General features: G+C 64.8%; 23 protein-coding genes. 12 read left to right on the plus strand and 11 right to left on the minus strand.

The genetic code is table 11. From position 1 onward, the window contains the following. The first annotated feature begins 99 nt into the window (after nucleotides 1-99). Together AWB67_RS01215 and AWB67_RS01220 are read left to right on the plus strand one after the other, a co-directional pair. Entirely contained in the window at nucleotides 100-1,485 is a 1,386-nt protein-coding gene (locus AWB67_RS01215) for a TAXI family TRAP transporter solute-binding subunit (RefSeq protein WP_087654394.1), read from the plus strand. Continuing rightward, nucleotides 1,486-2,286, plus strand: coding sequence for a 2-keto-4-pentenoate hydratase (locus AWB67_RS01220; RefSeq protein ID WP_087654395.1), 801 nt, complete (start codon nucleotides 1,486-1,488; stop codon nucleotides 2,284-2,286). Here AWB67_RS01220 and AWB67_RS01225 read toward each other — a convergent pair. Further along, nucleotides 2,273-3,175 (minus strand): LysR family transcriptional regulator, encoded by a 903-nt coding sequence (locus tag AWB67_RS01225; protein ID WP_087654396.1) that lies wholly within the window; start codon nucleotides 3,173-3,175, stop codon nucleotides 2,273-2,275. The two genes, AWB67_RS01220 and AWB67_RS01225, sit on opposite strands and share 14 nt — an antisense overlap. A 143-nt stretch (nucleotides 3,176-3,318) precedes the next feature. Here AWB67_RS01225 and AWB67_RS01230 point away from each other — a divergent pair, with 143 nt between their 5' ends. From AWB67_RS01230 to AWB67_RS01240, 3 genes are all read left to right on the plus strand, one after another. Next, the gene (locus AWB67_RS01230; RefSeq protein ID WP_087654397.1) at nucleotides 3,319-4,065 is read left to right on the plus strand and encodes an SDR family NAD(P)-dependent oxidoreductase; all 747 of its coding nucleotides are present in this window, start codon (nucleotides 3,319-3,321) and stop codon (nucleotides 4,063-4,065) included. A 92-nt stretch (nucleotides 4,066-4,157) separates the two neighbouring features. After that, on the plus strand, nucleotides 4,158-4,868 hold the full coding sequence (msrA, locus tag AWB67_RS01235) for a peptide-methionine (S)-S-oxide reductase MsrA (protein WP_087654398.1): 711 nt from the start codon (nucleotides 4,158-4,160) through the stop codon (nucleotides 4,866-4,868). Nucleotides 4,869-4,951: 83 nt separating this feature from the next. Then, nucleotides 4,952-5,962: a sensor domain-containing diguanylate cyclase gene (locus AWB67_RS01240; RefSeq protein ID WP_087654399.1), complete on the plus strand. Its 1,011-nt coding sequence runs from the start codon at nucleotides 4,952-4,954 to the stop codon at nucleotides 5,960-5,962. A 12-nt stretch (nucleotides 5,963-5,974) separates the two neighbouring features. Here the strand turns inward: AWB67_RS01240 and AWB67_RS01245 are convergent, their stop codons facing one another. The 4 genes from AWB67_RS01245 to AWB67_RS01260 all read right to left on the minus strand — a co-directional run bounded on the left by AWB67_RS01245 (nucleotide 5,975) and on the right by AWB67_RS01260 (nucleotide 11,749). Continuing rightward, nucleotides 5,975-7,111: an MBL fold metallo-hydrolase gene (locus AWB67_RS01245; RefSeq protein ID WP_087654400.1), complete on the minus strand. Its 1,137-nt coding sequence runs from the start codon at nucleotides 7,109-7,111 to the stop codon at nucleotides 5,975-5,977. 50 nt (nucleotides 7,112-7,161) lie between these two features. Further along, complete coding sequence (locus tag AWB67_RS01250; protein WP_087654401.1) at nucleotides 7,162-8,778, minus strand: D-alanyl-D-alanine carboxypeptidase/D-alanyl-D-alanine-endopeptidase; 1,617 nt, start codon at nucleotides 8,776-8,778, stop codon at nucleotides 7,162-7,164. Between the two features lie 104 nt (nucleotides 8,779-8,882). Then, nucleotides 8,883-9,728 (minus strand): oxidoreductase, encoded by an 846-nt coding sequence (locus AWB67_RS01255; protein WP_087654402.1) that lies wholly within the window; start codon nucleotides 9,726-9,728, stop codon nucleotides 8,883-8,885. Nucleotides 9,729-9,799: 71 nt separating this feature from the next. Beyond that, complete coding sequence (locus AWB67_RS01260) at nucleotides 9,800-11,749, minus strand: CaiB/BaiF CoA-transferase family protein (protein WP_087654403.1); 1,950 nt, start codon at nucleotides 11,747-11,749, stop codon at nucleotides 9,800-9,802. 247 nt (nucleotides 11,750-11,996) lie between these two features. On the opposite strand from AWB67_RS01260, the gene gcvA reads away from it, so the two are divergent. Then, nucleotides 11,997-12,896 carry a transcriptional regulator GcvA gene (gcvA, locus tag AWB67_RS01265; protein ID WP_087654404.1) on the plus strand — a complete coding sequence of 300 codons (900 nt, stop codon included), beginning with the start codon at nucleotides 11,997-11,999 and terminating at the stop codon, nucleotides 12,894-12,896. A 9-nt stretch (nucleotides 12,897-12,905) separates the two neighbouring features. Here the strand turns inward: gcvA and AWB67_RS01270 are convergent, their stop codons facing one another. Beyond that, nucleotides 12,906-13,709 (minus strand): enoyl-CoA hydratase/isomerase family protein, encoded by an 804-nt coding sequence (locus AWB67_RS01270; RefSeq protein WP_087654534.1) that lies wholly within the window; start codon nucleotides 13,707-13,709, stop codon nucleotides 12,906-12,908. Nucleotides 13,710-13,720: 11 nt separating this feature from the next. Next, on the minus strand, nucleotides 13,721-14,488 hold the full coding sequence (locus tag AWB67_RS01275; protein WP_087654405.1) for an SDR family NAD(P)-dependent oxidoreductase: 768 nt from the start codon (nucleotides 14,486-14,488) through the stop codon (nucleotides 13,721-13,723). 317 nt (nucleotides 14,489-14,805) lie between these two features. Here AWB67_RS01275 and AWB67_RS01280 point away from each other — a divergent pair, with 317 nt between their 5' ends. Then, nucleotides 14,806-16,110, plus strand: a complete 1,305-nt coding sequence (locus AWB67_RS01280) for an MFS transporter (RefSeq protein WP_087654406.1) — start codon at nucleotides 14,806-14,808, stop codon at nucleotides 16,108-16,110. A gap of 70 nt (nucleotides 16,111-16,180) precedes the next feature. Then, nucleotides 16,181-17,353 carry a thiolase family protein gene (locus AWB67_RS01285; protein WP_087654407.1) on the plus strand — a complete coding sequence of 391 codons (1,173 nt, stop codon included), beginning with the start codon at nucleotides 16,181-16,183 and terminating at the stop codon, nucleotides 17,351-17,353. A gap of 7 nt (nucleotides 17,354-17,360) precedes the next feature. Here AWB67_RS01285 and AWB67_RS01290 read toward each other — a convergent pair whose 3' ends face one another. Next, a complete protein-coding gene (locus AWB67_RS01290; protein ID WP_087654408.1) occupies nucleotides 17,361-18,752 on the minus strand; it encodes an ATP-binding protein in 1,392 nt (463 codons plus the stop codon). Between the two features lie 122 nt (nucleotides 18,753-18,874). On the opposite strand from AWB67_RS01290, the gene AWB67_RS01295 reads away from it, so the two are divergent. Beyond that, nucleotides 18,875-19,294 carry a TOBE domain-containing protein gene (locus tag AWB67_RS01295; protein ID WP_087654409.1) on the plus strand — a complete coding sequence of 140 codons (420 nt, stop codon included), beginning with the start codon at nucleotides 18,875-18,877 and terminating at the stop codon, nucleotides 19,292-19,294. A gap of 16 nt (nucleotides 19,295-19,310) precedes the next feature. On the opposite strand, the gene AWB67_RS01300 is transcribed toward AWB67_RS01295, so the two are convergent. Then, nucleotides 19,311-20,177 (minus strand): NHL repeat-containing protein, encoded by an 867-nt coding sequence (locus AWB67_RS01300; protein ID WP_087654410.1) that lies wholly within the window; start codon nucleotides 20,175-20,177, stop codon nucleotides 19,311-19,313. Between the two features lie 154 nt (nucleotides 20,178-20,331). Here AWB67_RS01300 and AWB67_RS01305 point away from each other — a divergent pair, with 154 nt between their 5' ends. Further along, nucleotides 20,332-20,817, plus strand: a complete 486-nt coding sequence (locus AWB67_RS01305; protein ID WP_087654411.1) for a molybdopterin-dependent oxidoreductase — start codon at nucleotides 20,332-20,334, stop codon at nucleotides 20,815-20,817. Further along, nucleotides 20,814-21,371 (plus strand): nitrogen fixation protein NifQ, encoded by a 558-nt coding sequence (locus tag AWB67_RS01310; RefSeq protein WP_235024995.1) that lies wholly within the window; start codon nucleotides 20,814-20,816, stop codon nucleotides 21,369-21,371. Before AWB67_RS01305 ends, AWB67_RS01310 begins: the two co-directional genes overlap by 4 nt. Before the next feature lie 93 nt (nucleotides 21,372-21,464). Here the strand turns inward: AWB67_RS01310 and AWB67_RS01315 are convergent, their stop codons facing one another. Then, nucleotides 21,465-22,625 carry a porin gene (locus AWB67_RS01315; protein WP_374729791.1) on the minus strand — a complete coding sequence of 387 codons (1,161 nt, stop codon included), beginning with the start codon at nucleotides 22,623-22,625 and terminating at the stop codon, nucleotides 21,465-21,467. 254 nt (nucleotides 22,626-22,879) lie between these two features. On the opposite strand from AWB67_RS01315, the gene AWB67_RS01320 reads away from it, so the two are divergent. Then, nucleotides 22,880-23,200, plus strand: a complete 321-nt coding sequence (locus AWB67_RS01320) for a winged helix-turn-helix domain-containing protein (protein ID WP_087654413.1) — start codon at nucleotides 22,880-22,882, stop codon at nucleotides 23,198-23,200. An 8-nt stretch (nucleotides 23,201-23,208) separates the two neighbouring features. Here AWB67_RS01320 and AWB67_RS01325 read toward each other — a convergent pair whose 3' ends face one another. Further along, entirely contained in the window at nucleotides 23,209-24,516 is a 1,308-nt protein-coding gene (locus AWB67_RS01325) for a DUF2325 domain-containing protein (protein ID WP_087654414.1), read from the minus strand. Nucleotides 24,517-24,634 lie beyond the last annotated feature (118 nt).

Here is a 24,634-nt window from a genome sequence, read left to right on the forward strand (position 1 = left end):
GACATCTTAGAACAGGAACGGCGGCGAGCGGGTTAAGATAATTCACGCGCGGCACCACTAGAACGGACACGCCGCTTCCGACCATCCGATGAGGCTCTCATGAAGCATCGTCGCCCGCATTGGCCGCATCTTCCGAACGATCACGCGAAGATCGCCTGGCGCGATCTGGCGATCACGTTCGCGCCGGTCGCGGTGCTTTTCGTGATCGCGATGGTGCTCGTCATCTGGCTCGTCGATCCCGCGCCGCCCCGCAGCATCACGATCAGCGCGGGCCCGCGCGACAGTTCGTTCTTCGTCATCGCCGAGCAGTACCGCACGATCCTCGCGCGCAACGGCATCAGGCTCGACGTGCTCGAATCCGATGGCTCGGTGCAGAACCTGCAACGTCTCCTCGACCCGAAGCAGCACGTCGACCTCGCGCTCGTGCAGGGCGGCTCGTCGGACGGCATCGCCACGTCGTCGCTGATCTCGCTTGGCAGCGTGTTCTACGTGCCGGTCGTCGTGTTCTATCGCGGCAAGGGCGTGACGCGACTGTCACAACTCGAGGGCAAGCGCATCGCGATCGGCCGCGAAGGCAGCGGCACGCGCCTGCTCTCGCTCAAGCTGCTCGCGGCCAACGGCATCGTCCCCGGCGACGCCACCACGCTCCTGCCCTCCGACGGCCTGCAAGCCGCGACGCAGCTCGTCGCGGGCGAAGCGGATGCTGCGATCCTCAACGGCGACTCCGCGACCCGTGCGCTGATGCTGCGGCTCCTGAAAGTGCCCGGCGTTTCGGTAATGGACTTCACCGAAGCGCAGGCCTACACGCGCCTTTTCCCCTATCTCGACGAGATCGACCTGCCGCCCGGCGTGCTCGATCTCGGCCGCAAGGTTCCGCCCGACACGATCCACCTGATCAGCCCGACGGTCGAGATCGTCGCGCGGCCGAGCCTGCATCCCGCGATCTCGGACCTCATCATCGAGGCCGCGCAGGAGACGCACGGCAAGCCGGGCATCATGCAGAGCGCCGGCCAGTTCCCGAGCCAGGCCGCGCACGAATTCCCGATCAGCGACGACGCCAAGCGCTATTACCGTTCGGGCAAGAGCCTCTTGTTCCGCACGCTGCCATTCTGGGTCGCGAGTATCGTCGACAGGCTGCTGTTTCTGCTCGTGCCCATCGCCGTGCTGCTTCTGCCCGCGGTGCAGGTGATCCCCGCGCTGTATCGATGGCGCGTGCGCTCGCGGATCTATCGCTACTACGGGTCGCTGATCGCGATCGAACGCGGCGCGCTCGATCATTCCACCGACGAGGAGCACCGCACGCTGATCGCAGAACTCGATCACATCGAAGAGTCGCTCGATACGCTGCGCATGCCGCTCGCCTACGCCGACGCGTTCTACGTGCTGCGCGAACACGTGGGCGTCGTGCGCGAGCGGCTGTCGCGCTCGGCGCGGGCGGCCGGGCGGAGCGACTCGCCTGCCACGACCTCCGCAACCGGAGTATGAATGACACCTGAAACCGTACTCGCCCATCACGACGCGGCCGCACTCTGGCCCGCCGCGGACCGTCAGGGCCGCAGCACAACGGACGTCGCATCGGCCTATCAGGACGCGCTGGCCGTGCGCGCGCTGCGCGAAACGCGTGGAGAACGCGCGGTCGGCTATAAGATCGGCTTCACGAATCGCACGATCTGGGAGCGATACGGCGTGTTCGCGCCGATCTGGGGCCCGGTCTGGGACTCGACACTCACGCAGTGCGACGGCAGCGGCGTCGTTGATCTCGCGGGCACCTCGCAGCCGCGCCTCGAACCCGAGATCGTGTTCGGCATTGCCGCGACGCCGCCCGCGGAGCCGTCGCTCGAAGACGTGTTCGCGTGCATCGACTGGCTCGCGCCCGGTTTCGAGGTCGTGCAGACGCATTGCGCGCACTGGAAGTTCACGGCGGCCGAGACCGTCGTCGATGGCGCGCTGCATGCGCGGCTGCTCGTCGGGCCGCGCACGCCGGTGCGGAGAATCGCGGCGAGCGGCAGCGCGCTCGATGCCGCGCTCGCCGCCGCGCATGTGCGCCTCTATCACGGCGACGCGCTGATCGACGAAGGCGTCGGCGCGAACGTGCTCGACGGCCCGCTGCACGCGCTGCTGCATTTCGTGCGCGAGATGCAGCGCTGTCCGGGAGCGCCGGCTCTCAAGGCCGGCGACGTCGTGACGACCGGCACGTGGACCGACGCCTGGCCGATCGAGCCGGGTCAGACATGGCGCTCGGAACGCGACGCGCCGTTCGCGCCGCTGACGATTACGCTGCGCTGAGGCCGCCGTCCGTTACGACGAGTTCATCCGCGCGCGTCAAGAACAGCTTCAGCGCCGCCGACGCATTCGACCGGCTGTAGCCGATCACGAGATCGATCGTCGGCGCGGCGCCCGCGAGCGGCCGGCTGACCACCGACGCGGGCAACAGATTCTGCGCGTACGCGGGCATCAGCGAGAGGCCGCGCGTCGATGCCACGAGCGACATCGCCATCGCGAGATTGTCGACGCCGTGCGTCGGCGTGACGCCGATCCCGCTCTCCTCGACGTAGCGGTCGATCACGCCGCGCAGCACCTCCGCCTTGTCCGATGCGGCGACGAACGGCTCGCCCGCGAAATCTTCCGGACGAATGCTTTCTTGTGACGCGAGCGGATGATCGCTCGGCATCAGCACGACGAGCGGTTCGCGATCGACCACGCGATAGTCGAGGTCGTAGCCTGGCTCCGCGCGCAGGAATGCGAGGTCGAGCTTGCCGCGCGCGAGGGCATCGGCGAGATCGGGCGAATAGTGGCTCGACACCGTGACGTCGATGTTCGGCAGTTCGTCGCGTAGAAGGCGCATCGCGCGCGGCAGCCAGGTCATCTCCTCGCCGGTCAGAAAGCCCAGTGCGAAAACCTCCTTCGCCGGCTTCGACGCGCGGCGCGCGGCCTCGGTCGCGGCATCGACCTGGGCGAGCGCGAGCCGCGCGTGGTCCAGAAACGCGCGTCCCGCCGCCGTCAATTCGACGCCGCGCGCGCTGCGGCTCAGGAGCGCGGCGCCTACTTCGTCTTCGAGATCGCGAATCTGGCGGCTCAGCGACGGCTGCGACGTATGCAGCCGCTTTTCGGCGGCGACCGTCAGGCTTCCGGTCTCCGCGACAGCAACGAAATACCTCAGATGCCGAAGTTCCATTTCCATGCCTCCCAGGCATGACCACCCGCTTATTAAGTATTTTTCCGCGATCCAATAAACACCTACATTGGCTTCACAGCAACGGCAAAACGCTTTTCGAAGTTTGTCGAAGCGCTGCAACCCATACCTTATAGGAATCGATCATGTCCAACCCAGTCATTCTCATTACGGGCGCACTTACCGGCATCGGCCGCGCCACCGCCCTCGCGTTCGCCGAAAGCGGCGCACGGCTCGCCGTCTCCGGACGCCGCGAAGCCGAAGGCAACGCGCTCGCCTCAGAACTGCGCGAACTCGGCGCCGACGCCGTCTTTATCCAGGCTGACGTGCGCCGCGACGACGACGTCCGCCGCCTCGTCGACGAAACCATCGCGCGCTTTGGCCGGATCGACGCGGCCGTGAACAACGCGGGCACCGAAGGCCAGCCGGGCGCGATCGTCGATCAAAGCGCGGAAAGCTACGCCGCGACCTTCGACACCAATGTCCTTGGCACGCTGCTCAGCATGAAGCACGAACTGCGCGTGATGCTCGCGCAAAAAAGCGGGAGCATCGTGAACGTGTCGTCGACGTATGGGCATGAGGGCGCCGCGTTCGCGTCGGTGTATGCGGGCAGCAAGCACGCGGTCGAGGGCCTGACGAAGTCCGCCGCGCTCGAAGGTGCGCCCGCGGGCGTGCGCGTGAACGCCGTCGCGCCCGGTCCGACCGATACCGGCATGCTCGACCGCTTCACCGGCACGTCGGAGAACAAGGCGGCGCTTGCCGCGAAGGTGCCGCTCGGACGCATCGGTAAAACCGAAGAAGTTGCCCGCGCGATCGTCTTTCTCGCGTCGGAAGCGGCTTCGTTCGTGACCGGCCAGATCGTCACGGTCGACGGCGGGAAGACGGCCGGTTAAGTGCGATTCGTGCTCTCGAAGCGCGAGCAGCCGGACGGTGCGAGAATGAAACGACTCGCACCGTACCGGTCGTCGCGTTTGAAGGAGCGGACATGTTCAAGTACTCTCGGTCAATACGAGCCGCAGGCGCGGCGCTTTTGATCGTCGGCGCGCTCGGCCTGCTGCGCACCGCGCAATCCACCGAAACCGCGACAAAAATCCCGCCGCCCACGCAGGACGAGCAACCCGGCGCGACGCACGCGGAAGCGGCTGTCTTTGCTGGCGGCTGCTTCTGGGGCGTGCAGGGCGTTTTCCAGCACGTGCGCGGCGTGAAGCAGGTCGTGTCGGGCTACGCGGGCGGCGCGGCGGGCACGGCCCACTACGACATCGTCAGCGAAGGCAGGAGCGGCCACGCCGAATCGGTGCAGGTCACCTTTGATCCGGCGCAGGTCACTTACGGCCGTCTGCTGCAAGTGTTCTTCTCGGTCGCGCACAATCCGACGCAACTGAACTACCAGGGGCCGGACCACGGCACGCAGTATCGATCGGCGATATTTCCGCAGAACGCGCAGCAGCGCACAATCGCGACGGCGTATATCGCGCAACTCGACGCGTCGCACGCGTTTCATGAGCGGATCGTCACGAAAGTCGAGGACTTCAAGGGCTTCTATCCCGCCGAGGCCTATCACCAGAACTACCTGACGCTGCATCCCGACAGCGGCTACATCGCGATCAACGACCTGCCGAAGATCGATTACCTGAAGCAGATGTTCCCCGGTCTGTACCGCGACAAGGCGGTGCTGGTCGCTGCGACATCGAACTGAAAGGCGCACTTGCCAGCCTTCGCTTAAGATTCTTCCCCCGCCGCCGTAAACCTCGGGGAGAACTCACAGCAAAGGCTGGTTCAATGATCAACGAAGACGACACCGCGCTCGCCGCGCAATTTCTCCGCCACGACGCGCCTCTCGACGCGATTTCCTCCGATCTCGAACACGACGGCGCCGTCTACCGGACGCTGCTCGAATCGACGCGCGCGATTCCCTGGAAGATCGACTGGCACACGATGGAGTTCGCGTACATCGGCCCGCAGATCGAATCGCTGCTCGGCTGGCCGCCGTCGAGCTGGAAGACGGTGCAGGACTGGGCCGACCGCATGCATCCCGACGACCGCGCGCAGGTGGTGGACTTCTGCGTCGCGCAATCGAAGGCGGGCGCGGATCATGAGGCTGACTATCGCGCGCTGACGAGCGACGGCGGCTACGTGTGGCTGCGCGACGTGGTGCACGTCGTGCGCGACGAAGCGGGCGAAGTGCAGGCGCTCGTCGGCTTCATGTTCGATATCAGCGAGCGCAAGAAGACCGAGGAGCAGGTAGCGCGGCTGCAGCGGGAACTCGAAGAACTGTCGTTCAAGGATGGGCTGACGGGTGTGGGGAACCGTCGCATGTTCGACATCGCCCTTGCGCGCGAGTGGGACGCGGCGTTGAAGAACCGCTCGGCGCTGTCGCTCGTGATGATCGATATCGATTTCTTCAAGTCGTACAACGATTATTACGGTCACGTTCAGGGCGATGCTTGTCTTAAGCGCGTCGCTGAGATTCTTGGCGAAGGCTTGCGGGGCGGCGATTTTCTGGGGCGCTTCGGCGGAGAAGAGTTCGTGCTCGTGCTGCCCGATACCGGCGCCGATGCCGCGATGCGCGTCGCGGAACGGTGCCGCAATCTGATCGGCGCCGCGCAGATCGCGCATGAGCGCTCGCCGTATCGACAGGTGGTGACGGCGAGTTTCGGCGTGGGGACGATCGTGCCGTCGGAAGATCTCGATTCGACCGGCTTCGTCAATCTCGTCGATGCGCAGCTTTATAACGCGAAGGACAACGGGCGGGATTGTATTGCGGCGATCGATCGGAGCCGGGGGCGGTGAGGTCGGCGGTCATCAACGCGTGTCGCCGAGCCTGATCGTCTGTCCGTGACGTAGCACGGTAAATGAATCGGGCGCCAAACCCGCTTCCTTGACCGCGTCCGCAAGCAAACGCGGCGCCTCGTCGAGCGGATCATCGGCGAGTTCGAACGTGCCCCAGTGAACGCCGATCGCCTTCTTCGCGCGCAAGTCGCCGAAGACTTGCACTGCCTCCTTCGGATCGACGTGCTGCGCGTGCATGAACCACCGCGGCGCATACGCGCCGATCGGAATCAGCGCGAGATCGAAACCGCCAAAGGCCTGGCCGATATCCGCGAAATCCTTCGAATAGCCCGTATCGCCGACAAAGCAGAACGAATACGGATGCTTCGCGCCCTCGGGCGTCTTCACGACCCAGCCGCCCCACAGCGTCTCCGCGCGATCGGTCAGCGTGCGCGCGGACCAGTGCTGGCTCGGAACGAACCAGACAGCGAGGCCGGCGGCGCGCGTCTCGTCGCCCCAGTCCATCTCCCGCACGTTCGCGATGCCCTTGTCCGCCATCCACGCCTTGATGCCGAGCGGCACGAGAAAGAGCGGCGGCCCGCCCGGCTGCGCGTTGAGCGCCTGCACGCTCGCGGTATCGAGATGATCGTAGTGATTATGCGAGATGAGCACGACGTCGATGTGCGGCAACTCCGCGACCGATAACGCAGCGGGCACCTTGCGCTCCGGCCCCGCGAACGACACCGGCGACGCGCGCCGCGAGAACTGCGGATCGGTCAGCACGTTGACGCCGTCGATCTGCACGAGCGCGCTCGCGTGACCGATCCACGTGAGCGTGTCGACGATGCGGTTCGCCTTCAGCCACGCGACGTCTGGACGATCCAGCGGAAACTCGTAGCCGTTCGCGGGCGGCTTCGGCAAGCCCTGCGTCCAGCGTTCCCAGCGCCATTTGAGAAACGACTCGTGCGGCAGGTCGCCGTAGTTGTTGACGTAGCCCGACGACGTGTGGCGCGCGTGATGCAGCGGCGGACGCGTGTCGTGCAAGATCGCGTCGGAACTTTGGCTTTGGCTTTGGCTCTGCGCGGGCGTGCCGCTGCCGCACGCGGATAGCAGCGCGCCGAGCATCAGCGCGTCACGAGAGCGGAACAGCATCGAGAGGAAGGTACGCATTGGAGGCCGTTTAGGAAGCGACGTTCAACCGGTAGCATCTCTCGTGCCCTTCATTGCAGCTTCCACAGCATGGCCGCAATCGTCCCCTGGTCCTGGAAGACGGCGAGCACATCGTTGATCGACGTGATCGGCACGCCATTCACGGCCAGGAAAAAGACGAGCCTGCGTCCGCTCTTCGCGTCGAGGTAACCGGCGAGCGCCTGCCCTTTCAAGGTGAGCGGCGGCCCGCCCACATACGTTCCCGTTTTCGCATGTACCTGTCCCCTGGCCGGCGCGAGCGTCGGGTCGGCTTCGAAGTCCGTCACGAACGAAAGCGATCCGTCGACGGCGAGAACCGGCAGCGAATCGAAGTACGACGGGAACGCCGCGCGCTTTGTCATGCCGGTGAGCAGCGTCGTGACCGCCTGGCCCGTCGCGGTCGTTTCGCCGCCGCCGCTGCCGTCGATGAAATGCAGGTCAGCGGCGGGTATCTGGAACTGCGTCGAGAGCGCGTTCTGTTCGGCGGCGAGCGCGCCCGCGACGGTCGTCGAGCCGTCGGCGGCAAGGCCGAACAGCATCAGGCTCATGTCGGCGCCGATGTTGTAGCTCACTTTATCGATCAGCTTCGCGTAGTCGCCGTAGGGTTGCGACACGAGTTGCGCGACCTGCGTCGACGGCACGTACGAATTCTGTGCCGGAAGCAACTGCACGGGATTCGGCTCGACGTTCGCAGCCGTCACCGTGACGCCCGCGCGCGCGAGCGCCTCGATGAACACCGTGCGCGCATAGTTTGAAGGCTCGGTGATGCGGAACGTCCGAATCAGCGGATACGCGTTCGTGAGCGGCGGCACGAAGCCGGCCGGCAAGTTGCCCGTCACTCTTCCCACGCAATTCGGCGTACCGATGCAGTTGGGCGGCTCGGGCGCGAGCTCGATATCTAGTGCGGACCCTTGCCCACCCGCCTGCAGGCCCGACAGCACGCTCAAGGCCGCCGACTTCGGCCGCCAGTCGACCGATGCATCGGCGCCGATGATCACATCGACAATATCGTCGTTGACGAAGACCGGCCGCACATCGAACTCGCCGCGAAAGTTGAACGGCTGGAACAACCGGTCGTCGATCACGACTTCGCCCGCCACACGCCGGATGCCCGATGACGCCACCTGCGCCGCGAGCGCGTCGTACCCCGCTAACGGATCGGGCGTGGTGAGCTGCGCGTTGCCGAGCGCGTTCGCCTCGTTGTGGTCGAAGTTGCTGATTGCGAGCGATCCGTCCGGGTTCGTGCGGCCGCCCATCGTCAGGTCGCCGCTTGCGACGAGCACGAGATTGCCGTTGAGCGTGCCGCTCCCTTCGACCACGCCCTGCCGGTAGACCGGCGTGACGAAGCGATGGTCCGGTCCGAGCTGGTTCAGCGCCATGCCGACCGAAAAGAGCTTGCGCACGGACGCGATCAAGGTGGGCGCTGTGGCGTTCTGCGCATAGACCACGCGCCCGCTCTCGAGAACGATCACCTGCAGCGACCACACCGCGTTCTTGTAGACGGGCTTCTGCATCACGTTCGTTATCTCGGCGGGAATCGGCTGCGTGCCGCCCGGTGTGCTCGATCCGCAAGCAGCGAGCGCAATAGCACCGAACGCCGCTATGGCAAGACAAATGCGCTTCGATCGATTCGTCGGATGCAGGGTCATCGCGAACTCCGTCGGTGCAAGGTGCGTGGATCGGGCGGTTCGCCATCATCGCGCGAATGGCGCGCCCGCGCAGCCACCGATCGACGTTCGCGTGACCTTCTGCCCTATGTGTGATCCGTCGAAATCGCCAGGTCGTGCCACGCCTTCAGTTCGGCCTCGACGTGGCGATTCTTCTCCTCGATCCGCGCGATCGTATCTGTGCCGAGCGGCAGGCGCACGGGTGGCGTCGGGCTGTCGGCGAGGGTCAGGATCGCCTGCGCGAGCTTCGCCGGATCGCCCGGCTGCTGATGGTTCGCGCCAGCCGCGAAGTCACGCATCGTGCCGACAGTCTCGGCGTAATCGGCGATATGCAGCTTGGTCGAGACGAGCGAATCGTCGTTGAGAAAGTCCGTGCGGAAGAATCCCGGCTCGACGACCGTCGAATAAATGCCGAGCGGCGCCAGTTCGCGCGAGAGCGCCTCGCTCAAGCCCTCGACCGCGAACTTCGTCGCGCCGTACACGCCCCAGCCCTGATACGCCGAGTAGCCACCGATCGACGAAATGTTGATCAGATGGCCGCTGCGTTGCGCGCGCATTTGCGGCAACACGGCGCGCGTCACGGCGAGCAGGCCGAAGACGTTCGTGTTGAACACGGCCTTGACCTCGCTGTCGCTCGATTCCTCGACCGCGCCCAGCAGCCCGTACCCTGCGTTGTTGACCAGCACGTCGATGCGCGAGAAACGGGCCACCGCCTGCCGCGCGGCCTCCACGGCATCGGCTTCGTTCGTGACGTCGAGCTTCACGGCGAGCAGGTTCGGATGATCGCCGAGGCGCTCGATGACGGTCTGAGGATTGCGTGCCGTCGCGACGACGCGGTCGCCCCGTTCGAGCGCCCGGCGAGCGATGAGTGCGCCGAAGCCACGCGATGCGCCTGTGATGAACCAGACCTTGCCAGTATCGGTTTGAGCCATGATTGCAATTCCTTTGCGAAAGTAGTTGATGTTTCGTGCAGTCTTGGCGACTGCTCACAGCCGCCTGCTTTTCAAGCGGTATGAACTTCATCGGTTAGCATCACGCATTCGGGCGCGCCCGGGACCGCGCGAACGCGCGCGGGCGTGCGCGAAAGCCGGTACGGGACCTTCAGCACCGGCCAGAACGCGCCACGCGTGTCGCGCGCGACGCTCAGCACGTCCACGAGGAAGTCGCCGTCTTCGATCAGCTCGTGCACGCGTGCGACCGGCACCGCGCGCAACCCCGACGCCACGAGGCTCGCGACTGCGCGCTGCCTCGTCATCGCGCCGCATTTCGCGCGCATTACCGCGTGATCGCCTTCGACCCATACATAACCGTCGCTGCACGGAACGGCCGCACCCGGCGGCTGCGGATTGCCCGTCGCGAACAACGCGCACCACGCGGCGACGTCCTGCATCGATACTTCGACGAAGGTGCCCGCGTTGTGTGCGCGACCGGCCAGCGTCGCGACGATCGCAAAGAGCGCAGCCTGGCCGCCGAGAATGTCCGCGCCCGATGCGCCGAACTTCACGGGCACCCCTTCACTGCGCGTGAGATCCATCAGTCCGCCCATCGCTTGAATGACGGTGTCGAACGCGGGCCGCGTCGGATACGCGGACTCGATGCCGAAGCCCGAGATCGAGCAATAGATCAGCTTCGGGTTGATGCCGCCGAGCGCCGCGCGATCGAAACCGAGTTTCGCGAGCGCCCCGGGCCGCAGGTTTTCGACGAGGACGTCGGCGGTAGCGAGCAGCTTGCGCAGATACGTGCGGTCCGCTTCCTGTTTCAGATCGAGCGAAATCGTCTGCTTGTCCGTGTTGTTGAGCGCGAAGAAATAGCTCGTGCCGTTCTGCCCCGGCATCCATGCGCGCGCGACTTCGCCTTCGGGCGGCTCGATCTTCACGACCTCCGCGCCAAGCGCCGCGAGATGCTTGCCGACGAGTGGCGCGGTCGTGTACTGGCCGATTTCGATCACCTTCACGCCGGCGAGCGGGCCGGCATCGTCTTCGGCAGTGGCACGCTCGATCGTCTGTATCGTTTCGACACCGGCGATCAGCTTCGACGTGTGAAACACCGGTACATCGCGATACGTCTCTCCATCGACGCCATGCGCATCCATCTGTTCTGCTGCATGCGCGTGACGCATCCGAAAGTTCGGCTCGCCCGGCAAGTCCGCGACCGATACGATCGGGCCCGCTGCCACGCCGATCCGCTCGCACAGGCGCGAACAGGCGTCGGTGGTCAGCGTACTCGTCCACGTTTCGATCAGTGCGTCGAGGGCACCGACGTTGCGCACGCGATCCGCGAGCGTTGCGAACCGCGCGTCATCGAGTTGCGGCACACCGGCCGCGTGCTTGATCTTGCGCCACTGCTCCTCGGTGCTCGTGCAGATGAGGACCCAGCCGTCGCGTGTTCTGAATGCGTTCCAGGGCGCGCACGCCGGATGCCGGTTGCCGACGCGCCCGACCGTCTCCCTCGCGAACGCGGCCGGAAGAAACGTCGTCAGCGCGCTCGCCGCGCAGCCGAACAGCGTGACGTCGATGTTCTGCCTGATGCCGCGCAGCGTCGCGACGCGAAGCGCCGAAGCCACCGCGGCCGCCGCATACATCGCCGCCGAGATCTCCGTGAACGGCACGCCGATGCGAACGGGCTGGCCGTGCGCAAAGCCGGTCGTGTCCATGAGGCCGGTCATCGCCTGGATCTGCGCATCGGTCCATTGGGTGCCCGCGCGCGCGCCTTGCGGGCCGGTCGCGGTAATGTCGCAAACGATGTACTTGCCCGCCGACTTCAGTTCCGCGATCATGCCGCGCCGCGTCGCCGAACTCACGTCCGATGAGACCACGATCACGTCGTGGCTTAAAGCGTCGATAGGGTCGGCGTCGGTGACTTCGACCCTGGCACCTGCGCGCTCGAGAAGCGTCGCGCTCAGCTTCACCGCGCTGCGTTCGCCCCACGCGAGAATTCGTACTCCGTCCAGCATTGCTGTCTCCTGTCGACCCGAGTTGGCGCTGTCGGCCAGAGTTAAGCGCTTTAGCGCTTACTCTGGTCCCATGCAACGTAGTTCCGTTCTTGCGGTTCGTTTCCGCGTATGACCCTTGAAGCAAAGATACGGCGCTCCGAATCCCCCGACAAACGACTTTTTTTCAAACCTCAGTTGAGTTTTTCTAAGGGCTTTTGCCGGTAATAACCTGCTCCGCCACGCACAACGCCCGTGCTACCATTTTCCGATGCGAACCCTTCCGTCCCTCAACGCGCTGCGCGCCTTCGAAGTCTGCGGGCGCCTCTTGAGCATTCAGCTCGCCGCCGACGAACTGAACGTCACGCCCGCGGCCGTCAGCCGGCAGATCAAGCTGCTGGAAGACCAGCTCGGCCTGCTGCTGTTCGATCGCGGACATCGTGCTATCACGCTGACGCCGATGGGCGAGCGCTATCTGACGGACATCGTGCGCGGCTTCGAAACGTTGCGCACCGCGACCATCAACCTCACCGAAGCGCGCCGCCGGCGAACGCTGAAAATCCGCGCCTACACGACGTTTTCGATGAACTGGCTGCTGCCGCGTCTCTCGACGTTTCATCGCGAGCATCCCGACATCGAAGTGAGCCTGACCACCTCGCTGCAGGCGGTGGACTTCAACGCGGAAGACGTCGACGCCGCGATCAGGCTTTCGCACACGCCGTCGTCGGACGTAGGTTCGGACCGGCTCGTGCCGAACGAGCTCGTCCCGGTGTGCAGCCCCGAGTTCCTGCGCGCGCATCCCGAGCTGACGGATGCGACCGCCTCGAGCCTTCGCAACGTTCCGTTGCTTCATTCACTCGCTCGCCGCGAAGACTGGGCCAAATGGCTCGACGCGGCCGGCGTACGCGGCGTCAATCCCTTTAGCGGCCTCAGCTACGAGAGCTCGATCCTCGCGTACTTCGCCGCGACGCAAGGGCACGGCATCGCGATCGCGCAACGCGTACTGGTTGCCGATCAGCTTCGCGCCGGCACGCTCGTCATGCCGTTTTCATTCGTGCTCGATCTCGGCGCGTACACGTACTACCTCGTCTATCCGCCAAAGCATCTGGCGAGCCCCGAGTTCGCCGCGTTCCGCACCTGGCTGCTGTCCACGTGCGACGAGCAGGTGTGACACGTCTTTTCAGCGCCCTTTGAAACGAGGCTTGCGCTTCTCCGCGAACGCCTTGCGCCCTTCCACCCGATCCTCCGATTCGCGCATCGCGCCCCACGCCAGTTCCGTGAATTCGATCGCCTGCGTGAGCGGCACATTGCTGCTCGTCTCCGCCACCTTCTTGATCATCTGCACGGCGAGCGGCCCGTTCGCCGCGATTGCGTTCGCGAGTTCGTGCGCCTTGTCCATAAGCGCCTCGGGCTCCGTCACGTCGGAGACGAGGCCTACGCGCTCCGCGTAAGCGGCGTCGATTTTCGCGCCGGTGAAGAGCATTTTCATCGCGATCGCCGATGGCACGGCCTTCTGCAACGCCTGAATCCCGCACACGGCCGGGATGCTCGCGACGACCGCTTCCGGCAAGCCGAACACCGCGTTGCTCGACGCGATGCGCAGATCGCATTGCAGCGCCAGTTCGAGCCCGCCGCCGAGGCAATAACCGTTGATCGCGCCGATGATCGGCTTGAAGATTCGCAACGAAGTCAGGTCCATCAGGCGCACGTAGATGCCTTCGGCCCCCGCGCGATCGATCGATTTGACGAATGAGGAACTGAAGCTGGTCGAGGGCGGCAGCGTGTTCTTCAGGTCCGCGCCGACGCAAAACGACTTGCGTCCCGCGCCGGTCAGCACGATCACGCGGACGTCGTCATCGTCGCGCGCTTGCGAAAGCGCGGCGCGCAGTTCTTTCAGGCTCTCCAGATCGAGTGCATTAAGCGCCTCGGGGCGATCGAGGCCGATCGTCGCGACGTGATTCGAAACTGTGTAGTGGATGGTCACGTCCGTTCCCCTTAAACGCTCGGCGACGACAGCGACCGGCCACCACACACATAAAGCGTCTGCCCGGTGATGTACGACGCCTCCTTCTGCGCGAAAAACAGCACGGCCTGCGCGATGTCCTCGGGCGTGCCGATTCTCTGCACCGGGACCGATTTCTTCAACCGCTCCTGAAGATCGGCGTCGAACTTGCGAAAGAGCGGCGTATCGACGATACCCGGTGCGATCGCGTTGACAGTCACGCCCGCGCTCGCCCATTCGAGCGCGAGGCTGCGCGTGAGGCTCACCACGCCGCCCTTCGCAGCGGAATAGTTCGACTGCCCGACGCCCCCGAGCCACGCACGCGAAGAAATATTCACGATGCGCCCGTACTGCGCGGAGACCATGTGTTTCAGCACCGCACGGCAGCTCAGGAACTGCGACTTCAGATTGACGTCGATGACTGCGTCCCAGTCGTCGTCGCTCATCTTCGTGATTCGCTTGTCGCGCACGATGCCCGCGTTGTTCACGAGCACGTCCACGCGGCCGAAGCGCTCGGCCACCGTCTCCACCGCCGCGTTCACCGCCTCGCTCTTCGTCACATCGACTGCGAGGCCGATCACGTCGGCACCCTCGGCTGCGAGCGCGCTGGCTGCTTCGTCGAGGCTTGCGCCGTCGAGATCGAAGAGCGCGATGCGGCGGCCGCTCTTCGCGAGTGCCGTCGCGATGCCGAGGCCGATGCCTTTCGCACCGCCCGTGACGATGGCGACTTCGTCTGATCGATGGTTCGCGGTTGGGTTCATGACGTGTCTCCGTTGAATGAAAGTCCTTGCATGCTTCGATGCTAGGTCGCGCCACGTCCCCGCTCAAACGACATTTCCTGCGACTTCAATTGACTTGCGATCAATCGAAGTCTGCCATGCGCCAAGCGATCAGGGGGTACGAAAAAAACTCATGCCAGTTCTGAGAAAAAATCGTTTGTACGGCTACGTTCTCCAAACCTACGATGCGTCCATGTGCTGAGTTGCCTTCCGGCTGCCACGGCGCAGTGAGTTCGTAAATCGGCGCGTGCGTTCAACCGGACCGCACGCAATCATTACAAAGAGACACGGAGACAAAGATGGATACCACCCTTCCAAACGTTGTCGAAGCAGGGGCGACGCCGCTCACGCGAACGCAGAGAAAAGCCATCATCGCGGCGACGCTCGGCACCATCGTCGAATTCACCGACTGGATCATTTACGCGACCTTCGCGTCACTCTTCTCGCGGCACTTCTTCCCCGCGAACAACGATCGCGTCGCGCTGCTCTCGGCGTTCGCCGTATTTGCGGTCGGCTTCCTGATGCGGCCGATCGGCGGCGCGCTGCTCGGCGCCTACGCTGATCGTCACGGCCGCAAGAACGGCCTCGCGCTGTCGGTAGCGCTGATGGCGGGCAGCTCGCTCGTGATCGCGGCGTGTCCCGGCTACGCGACGATCGGCATCGCGGCTCCGATCGTCCTCGTGCTCGCGCGGCTGATCCAGGGGTTCGCGGCGGGCGGCGAGTTCGGCTCTGCATCGACGTTCCTGATCGAATCGTCGGCGCCTTCGCGGCGCGGCTTCGCGGGATCGTGGCAGCACTTCGCGGTGAACGCGGGCGTGCTCGTCGCGGCGTTGATCGGCTACATCCTCACGTCGGTTATCGCGCCGCCGGATATGGCCGCGTGGGGCTGGCGCATTGCGTTCACGATCGCGGGCCTGATGGGTTTCGTCGCGCTGTGGATGCGGCTGACCGTCGCCGAAACCGATGCGTTCAAGCGGACCGCGGCATCGCATCGGCGCACACAGCATCCGTTCCTCGTGATCGTGCGTGAACATCGGCGCGCGGCGCTGCGAGTGATCGGTATCGCGATGGCGGGCAACCTCTGCATCTACCTCTGGCTCGTGCTGTTTCCCACCTTCGCACACATGCGCACTGGCCTGCCGCTGCGCGAGGCGTTCAGCGCGAGTGTTATTTCGATCATCGCTTCGCTCGTCGCTATTCCGCTGATCGGCATGCTCTCCGACCGTATCGGACGCAAGCCCGTATTGCTTGTGTTCGCCGGCGGATCGGCGCTCTTCGCGTGGCCAGCGCTGCATTTCCTCACCAACGACTTCTGGACGGCCACGACCATCGTCACGATCGGGATGCTGCTCTCGTCGGGCTTCGCCGCAACGTGCGCAACCGTGATGGCCGAGCAGTTCCCCGCCGAAGTGCGCGCGACAGGCGTGGCGCTGCCGTACGCGATATCGGCGGCGGTGTTCGGCGGCACGCTTCCTTACATCATGACCGCGATGAACAGCTCGGGCCTGTCGCAATACGTGTGGGTCTACGTGGCGGCCGTGTGCTCGGTGGGATTCGTCGTGTACGCACGGATGCCCGAGACACGCGGGAAGATTCTCGACTAGGAGCGACGACGCTGAAAGCTGAAGCGTCATGGCAGGAATTCGTTTTTCACACTTTCGATTGGAGACAGCAATGCGCAAGGTAGTTATCGGCGGCGTCGGCATGACGCCCTTTGGCAAGTTCCTCGACCGCAACCTCAAGTCGCTCGCTGAAGAAGCGGTCGCGCTCGCACTGAAGGACGCGCACGTCACGGTGAACGACGTCGATCGCGTCTTCTTCGGCAACGCGGCGGCGGGCGTCGTCACGGGGCAGGAGATGATTCGCGCGCAGGCGTCGCTGCGCAATACCGGCCTCGACGGGAAGCCGATGTATAACGTTGAGAACGCGTGCGCGTCGGGCAGTTCGGCGCTCAATCTTGCGTGGCTCTCGGTGGCGTCGGGACAGGCGGAAACGGCGCTCGTGGTCGGCGTCGAGAAGCTCTCGCACGAGGACAAGGCGGTGTCGTTCGGCGCATTCGCGAAGGCCGTCGATCTGGACGAGCCGCTGCCCGAAGGTGTCAAGACCGGCACCGGCTCGCTGTTCATGGACCTCTACGCGGCGAAGGCCCGCAAGTGGATGGAGAGGACCGGCGCCGAAGCCCGCGACTTCGCGCGCGTGGTCGTGAAGAGCCGGCGTGCGGGATCGCTGAATCCACACGCGCAGTTCCGCAAGGAAACGACCGTCGAGGAAGTGCTCCAAAGCCGCATGGTGAGCGACCCGCTCACGCTTTTCATGTGCTCGTCGATCGGCGATGGGGGCGCCGCCGTCTTCATCTGCTCCGAAGACTACGCGATCAAGCACGACATCCGGCCGGTGTTCATCCGCGCGAGTTCGATCGTGTCGGCAAAGGCCGATGGCTCGGGCGAACTGGTCGCGGTGCGGGCGGCGAACGCGGCTTACGAGGAAGCGGGGATCGGGCCGTCGGACGTACATGTCGTCGAGTTGCACGATGCGTCCGCGCCTGCTGAGCTGATCCACTACGAGAATCTCGGTCTCTGCGCTCCCGGCGACGCGCCGAAGCTGATCCGCTCGGGCGACACCGACCTCGGCGGGCGCATCTCGGTGAATCCGAGCGGCGGGCTTTTGTCGCGCGGGCATCCGGTCGGGGCGACGGGCGTCGCGCAGATCGTCGAGCTCACGTGGCAGTTGCGCGGGATGGCGGGCGCGCGGCAGCGTCCGGGCGCGAAGGTCGCGCTTGCCGAGAACAACGGCGGGCAACTCGCGGGCGACTCGGCCGTCGCGCTTGTGACGATTCTTTCGACGTAAACGCGTGTCAGTCGATCGTCGCGGACTCCGCCTTCGACTCGTGCTGCGTTATGGCCGCCGGAAACACGACGGCCACGCGCAAGCCGGTCTCACCTGGCACCCACGGCGCATCGCCGAGCGTGACGCGCGCGCCGAGTCGCGCGGCGATCGTCTGCACGACCGACAAGCCGAGCCCCGAGCCGGACTGCCCGCTGCCGAGCACGCGATAGAAACGGTCGAAAACGCGTTCGCGCTCTGCTGCAGGAATACCGGGGCCGGTATCGTCGATCAGGATCGACGTGACGCCGTGCTCCGTCTGCACCGACAAATCGATGCGGCCACCGGGCGGCGTATAGCGAATCGCGTTGTCGACGAGGTTCTTTAGCATCGTCGCGAGATCGCTCTCGCTCGTCTCGACGACGGCGTTCACGTCGCCCACTACACCGATGTCGAGATTGCGGGCCTGCGCGATCGGTATCAGGTCTTCGAGGATGCGCCGGATCACACTCTCGACCGATACCCGCGCGAGCTTCGCTTGGGGCGCGTCCTGCACGCGCGCGAGCGTCAGCAACTGTTCGAGCAGTGCGCGCGTGCGGGCGATGCTCTGGCGCATCGTCGCGAGGCGCTCGCGTGCCTGCGGGGACATGTCGGTCGCCTCCAGCCGCTCCGCGTGCAGCGAGAGCGCCGTGAGCGGCGAGCGCAGTTCGTGCGCGGCATCGGCGACAAAGTGCCGTTGCAGTTCCACCGCCCGCGCCACGCGCGCGAGCAAACGATTGTTCGCCACGACGAACGGCGTGATCTCGGTGGGAAGACACGCATCGAGCGGGCTGGCGACGGGCGCCAGGTCGTGCTCGGAGCGGCTGTCCAGTTCGGCCGCGAGTCGCGCGAGCGGCTTGAACATGCGCCTGACAAGCACGGCGACGATCGCGAGCAGCACGGGCACGAGCACGCCGAACGGAATCAGCGTCGCGACCGCACTGTTGCGCGCGATTTCGTTGCGGTCGGCGGTCTGCTGGCCGACCGCAACGCGCGTATGCGCATCGATCGTCTTCAGGATGACGCGCCATTCGAGCCCGCCGATCGGCACGGTGTGGATGCCGTCCGCGAGCCCGGGCGGGAGGCCAAAGAGCGCGCCATGCATCTGCTCGTGGTCGGGAAAGCGTTGCACGATCACCTTGGCTTCGGGCTCTATCGTCGGCACGTAGTGCGCCGAGCCGCGCGCCATCACGTCGATGTTATCGCTCGTTACGAGTGCGGCGACCTCGTGCAACTGGCCGTCCTGGATCTGGTTGGCCTCCCAAAAAGCCGCGCCGAACGAGAACGCGCCGGCGGCGAGCGCGCTGATCAGGATCGCCGCGGCGAGCCACAGCGAAAGCCGATATTGCAGCGAATTCGTCAGCCTGACTTCGGGACCGTCCATCGCGCGTTCCTGTGAGTTTGATTGCGTTACCTGCTGCTTTGCTAAAGTATCGCACCGGCATCGCGAGATACGTGTCGACCATTTGCCGGACAAGCAAAAACACTACCCAGGAGAACAAGGTCATGAAAACCAGCGCCCGCAACCATTTTTCCGGCGAAATCAAGGAAATCAAATCTGGCGCCGTCAACGATGAGATCACACTGGGCGTCGACGGCTCCACGCTCGTTGCCGTCGTCACGCAGGAAAGCACGAAGTCGCTTGGGCTCGCCGTCGGTTCGAAGGCGTCGGCGCTGATCAAGGCATCGTCTGTGCTCGTCATGGTCGACAGCGATCCCGCCAAGATCTCCGCGCGCAACGTGCTGACCGGCACCGTCGCGAACGTGAAAACCGGCGCCGTCAACACCGAAGTGACGATCTCGGCGGGCAGCCTGCAGATCGCCGCGATCATCACCAATGACAGCGCCACGCGGCTCGGCCTCGCCGCCGGCACGCCCGCGAGCGCCGTGTTCAAGGCGTCGAGCGTGATTATTGCGATCGATTGAGCCGCTTGAGGCTGGTTTAGTCGAGCGGGATGATCCGCAGACGGCTCGGCCGGTCCGGGCGCCGCGCGCGATCGACGGCTAGGAGGCGCTTGCGCACCGCATCGACGGCGACTCCGCGCGGTTCATCGAAATCCGTGGCGAGCGCCGTGGTGTCGCCGTTCTTCGAAATGCGGCACAGGCCGTGTTCGCCGCATTTCGTATAAAGCGTGCCATCGGGCGATGCGGCTAGCAGGTCCGGCGACGGCACGGCCGCGAAGACGTCGGTCGCCGCAACCGGTGCGGAAGCGCCAAGCGCCGCTTGCAAATCGACTTTCACGACACGGTTATTCGTCTGATCCGTGATGTAGAGCGTGTTGCCCGATACCGCGATGCCGACGGGCTTGCCGAGGCCCGTGACCAGATCGCGCTCGGTACCGCTTGTGACGAGACTCACGCCGCCTTCGCCCTGCTTCACGAACCAGCTCGACAGCCATTCCGTTCCGCTCAGCACGACGAGACCCAGGCGCCTGCGCTCGGGATGAATTCCGCTGGCAAGCGAAACGTCACCGGACGCATCCACGCGAAAAATCGCACTCGCCGTTCCGAAGCCGAAGCGCGTCACAAAGAGATCGCCGTCCGCGCCTGTCGCGATCTGGCTGAGACTATTGCGCGGCGCACCATCATTGGGAATCGCGGCATAAGTCGCAAATCGTGCCGCATCACGCGACACGACGATCGCGCCGGCCGCGTCGTCGGTGACGAAGATCGCGCCGTCGGACGACCGCACCGCCACGCCGTTGGGCGCGCCATCGAGCGCGATCGACTGCGCCGCACCGTGCGGCCCCGGCGAGCCGCACCCGGCGAGCCAAAGCGACACCGCGCAGGCAAGCAGCGATCCTTTCATCGAACGTCTCCGTTTTTTCGTTGTGCGGCTTTATGCGGGGCGCGACATGAAGGACATGCCCGCAAAATCATGGTATCGACGCATTGTCCGTAATATCCTCGCATATATCGCGTTGTCGCTTTCACTCTAATCGGCGTTCCCAGCGAGTTTGCCCATGAACGATTCAGCCTCGATTATTTCCGCAGAACCGGTTCTGACGATCGGCGGGACCGTCGAACGGCCGCTTTCCTTCGATATCGCCGCCTTGCGCGAATACGAGAGCGTGTCGCTCGAACCATTCGATCTGGTCTGCTTCACGAGCGGCCGGTTCATTCGTACGGTCGGCAGTTATCGCGGCGTGCAGTTGCGCGTGCTGCTCGATGCGGCGGGCGTGCGTCGTCCGGGAAACGCGGACTTCAAGCGCACCGTGTTCCTTGCCTATGGGCACGACGGCTACGCGGTCACGTTCTCGTGGCACGAGCTGTTCAATTCGCCGATCGGCGATCGCGTGCTGATCGCGTATTCCTGCGCGGATCAACCGATCGATGCGGAAGACCTCCCCGTGCTCGTGTCCGACGGCGATAACGTGCGGGCGCCGCGGCATATCAAGCGCCTCGCGGGCGTCAATGCGATCGTGCTCGGAGCGCCGGTGGTGCCGTGAGCGCCGCGAGCGCACTGTTAGAACGCGCGAACGATCCCCCCGCCGCCGATACAATCGCGTTCGCGCGTTTGATCGGTGCGCGACTCGACGCGGGCGAGCTATTGTTGCTCGGCCTGAGCCGCGCAGAAGTCGACGCGCTGATCTCACGGCATTTCCCGCACGGACAAACGAGAGTCGATACTCCGAGCGCCATGCTGTGGTCGCCGCATTGGCCGTTCGTGAGCGAGTTGCGCGCGCTGCTGTTGAAATATGACGTCACCGCCATGAAACGCGCCGCCGACGCATACTGCCTCGCGACGATCATCGCGACCGCGTGCCTGCGCCCCGATCATCTCTGGCGCGACCTTGGACTGAGCGGCCGCGACGACGTGACGGCTATCCTGCAGCGCCACTATCCCGACTTGATCGTGCGCAACGTGAAGAATTTGCGCTGGAAGAAATTTCTGGCACAGGAGGTCGCGCTCGCGCATGGACGGCCCGTCACGCACGCGCCCGGCTGCCCCGGTTGCGAAGACTTCGCGCATTGTTACCCATCCGATAGCACGCGGCCATAAAAAAAAGCGCTGCGGGCATGGCTGCCGCAGCGCTCAAAATGGCAATCGGACGTCGTTGCCAAGGAGATCAGTTGATCGTTCGGAAACTGTCGCTCAGAACTTGTGACGCAAGCCGATGCGCGCGGCGAACTGGTTGTTCGCGCCCGCACCCGAATTGCCGATGAAGCTCGAACTCGACCCGATTTCCGCCTGCACCGGAACCTCGCGGCCGGCGACCGTGTTGCTGCCCGACGCTTTCTGATAGATCGCGAGCGCGTAGACATCGGTGCGCTTGGAAAGCGCGTAGTCCACCACGCTGTTAATCTGATGCCACTTGCCTGAGAAGTTGTCGTCGAGCTTCGAGAACGTGTAGCCGAGACCCGCGCTCAACGCCGGCGTGAATGAGTATTTACCGCCGATTTCGTAGTTGTTCAGCGTCGACGTCGCGGCCGTGATCGGCTCGAACTTCGTGTGCGTCCAGTTGCCCCAGATCACACCCCCGCCGATCGAATAGCGTGCGCCGACACCATATGTTTCAAGGTCGCGCAAGCCGCCCGTGTTCACGTTCGCGATGCTCACGCTGAACGCCGGCGTCGCGCCGTTCGGGAAGCGGATGTTCGTGTATGCGCCGCCGATGCCGAACGCTCCGGCCGCGTAGTTCAGCCCGAAGCTGTACGCGCTCGACGAGCCTTGGGTGGTCGTGCCGGCGACGGTCGTCGTCGGCGATCCGGCGAACGAGCCCGCCTGATTCGAGAAGCCGTACATGCCGCCGAAGGTCAGGCCCGCGAAGTTGGCGCTGCTGAACTTGATAGAGTTGTTGATGCGGCTCGCGGTCAGTTGGTCGAGGTCGTTGATGTGGTACGCGTAGTTGCCGGCGGGCGTCTGGCTGCCCATCGTGTAGTTGCCGCCGAGGAAGTCCGTCGAGAACGAGTACGGGCGGCCGAGTGTGATCGAGCCCACGTCGTTCTTCGCAACGCCAACGTACGCCTGGCGTCCGAAGAGCGCGCCGCCTTGTTGCAGCGTGCCGTCGCCGGAGCTGAAGCCGTTTTCGAGCACGAAGAGCGCCTTCAATCCGCCGCCCAGGTCTTCCGTGCCACGCAGGCCCCAGCGGCTTCCTTGCGCGACGCCGTCGCCGTACTTGAACAGATGGTCGTGTCCCGTCGGTGTCGCGGCGTTCGTCACGTAGGTGAGGCCCGCGTCGATGATGCCGTACAGCGTCACGCTGCTTTGCGCATGCGCGCTCACGCCGACGCTGCCGAGCACAGCGGCCATCATTACCTGTTTCTTCACTGGTGTTCTCTTCGTTGTGTGAAGCTTGGAGTTAGGCTTGGGGCAAGTGGTCGTTATATTTCCGGGAATATAGCGTTTTGTAATCGACCGGTAAACTCGATCCTTCCAATGCGTGGCGTCTCCGATACAGTCGGCGCGCGATCAGCCTGTGAGCCCCATCGTGTATGCTTTGGGGCATGATCACTTCCGTCAAGACCAAACAGACCGCCTCCCGAAGGCGCGCCGAAGTGCGCTTCAGAATGCGCATCAAGAGCGGCGACACCGTCGCGCTCGGGCCGGGCAAGGTTGATCTTCTGGAAGCCGTGCAGAAACACGGCTCGATCTCGGCTGCCGCGCGCAGTCTCGGCATGTCCTACCGGCGCGCGTGGTTGCTCATCGACGAGCTGAACCGCTCGCTCAAGTCTCCCGCGACCATCTCCGAGCAGGGCGGACAAAGCGGCGGCGGATGTGCGCTCACGCCGGTCGGCGAGAACATCGTCCGGCTTTATCGCGAGGTCGAATCTGAAGCGCAGGCGGCGTGCGCCGCACAGATCGCCGCGTTGACGAAGTTGATCCGATAGCGGCGCGTTTAGCCGTGTCGGAGGCAGAAGGCTGACGCTGGCGGCGTGCTCGCGCGGGCTTCGCGATCCGGCGCGAGACGCGTCATCAATTCGACGAAGCTCGCCACGCTCGCGGTCCGCAGCGGGTAGTAGCGCACCTGATGACGCTCGCACACGCGCTTGAGCATCGACATCGAATCGTGATCGATGCAATCGACCGGGAACACGACGAGATCGGCGCCCGGCAATGTCGCGGCGAGAAGGCCCTTGCGGTCCTCGACGCCGCCATCGTGAACGATCAGCTCCCCGCCCACCGATGCCACCAGCCTCTTGAGCGCAGCGTTCGATCCCGGCCTTCCGCCGACATAGACGATTCTTCTATCCGCAATCCACGCGTAGGCGCCGCGACGCGTGTCGGCTTCGTCAGGCTGCATCGACATCGCGCCTTCCAGCGCCTGCGATTCGGCCTGCATGATCCTATGCAGCGCGTGTGCTTCGTCAAGACGCTCGCGCAGCACGCGCGCGGCCTCCTGCTCCTGGATCGTCCGTTGCTCGGCCACTTCACGGCGGCTCGTATGCAGCGCCAGGCGCCGTTCGCAATCTTCCAGTTTTTCTCTCAGGCCCAGCACCTGCGCTTCGAGTTCGGATTGCGGCTCGCGCGGAGCACTCTGCGTCGCCTGGGCCGCCAGGTCGCGCATCGCGTTATCGCGTTCCGCGGCCATTTCCTGCAATCGATTTTGCTGGCGCTCGACCTTGTCCTTGAGCGCCGCGTTGTCTTTTTCGAGCGCGACGAGCCGCCGGATATCCGCGCGATTCGCCGCACCAACCAGATGCGACAGCATGTGCAGTTCACCGAACGCCACCTGCCGCACTTCGATCGTCGATTGCGGATGCGTCATCAGCGCCCAGTAGGCCGGCGAGATGTCGCCGCTCGCGCGCGCTTCGTTCCATAGCGCCAGCACGGCTTCCGGATCGCGCGCCTGTTCGAACTGCCGAATCGCACCGGCATAGCGTTCGTCGAGCGCCTTGTGCAGCGCCTTGCTCGCGGGGCCATCGGCCATCGCGAGTTCGACGGCCGTGTGATGAATCTCCAGGTCGCACGCCTGCCGTCGGTCGATGTCGGCGTACTTCGGCACGAGCTTCCTCAATTCGCTCGTGCTGAGACACGTGCCGATGATCGAGCAATGCAGATGCGAATCGAGTTCGGAAAGACGCACGCGCCGATGCAGCGCGCGCGCTGGCGTCGGCGCAGGCTGGCAGCACGCATCGCGCGAGATGCGTGAGTCGGCGGGACCGATGTTCAGCGAGCGTGCGAGGCGAAACGGCGGCGCTTCCATCATGATTTCGGGTCCGGGCGTTGATGAGCGAGGCGCATGGAGGCCTCACATGTACCCGCGTAATATACGACAGAATATAGCGTATGCCAACGGCGCAGGAATTCTCGAACGTGCGTTC

It is taken from the genome of Caballeronia terrestris (assembly GCF_001544515.1).
In the GTDB taxonomy this organism is placed as follows: Bacteria; Pseudomonadota; Gammaproteobacteria; order Burkholderiales; family Burkholderiaceae; genus Caballeronia; species Caballeronia terrestris.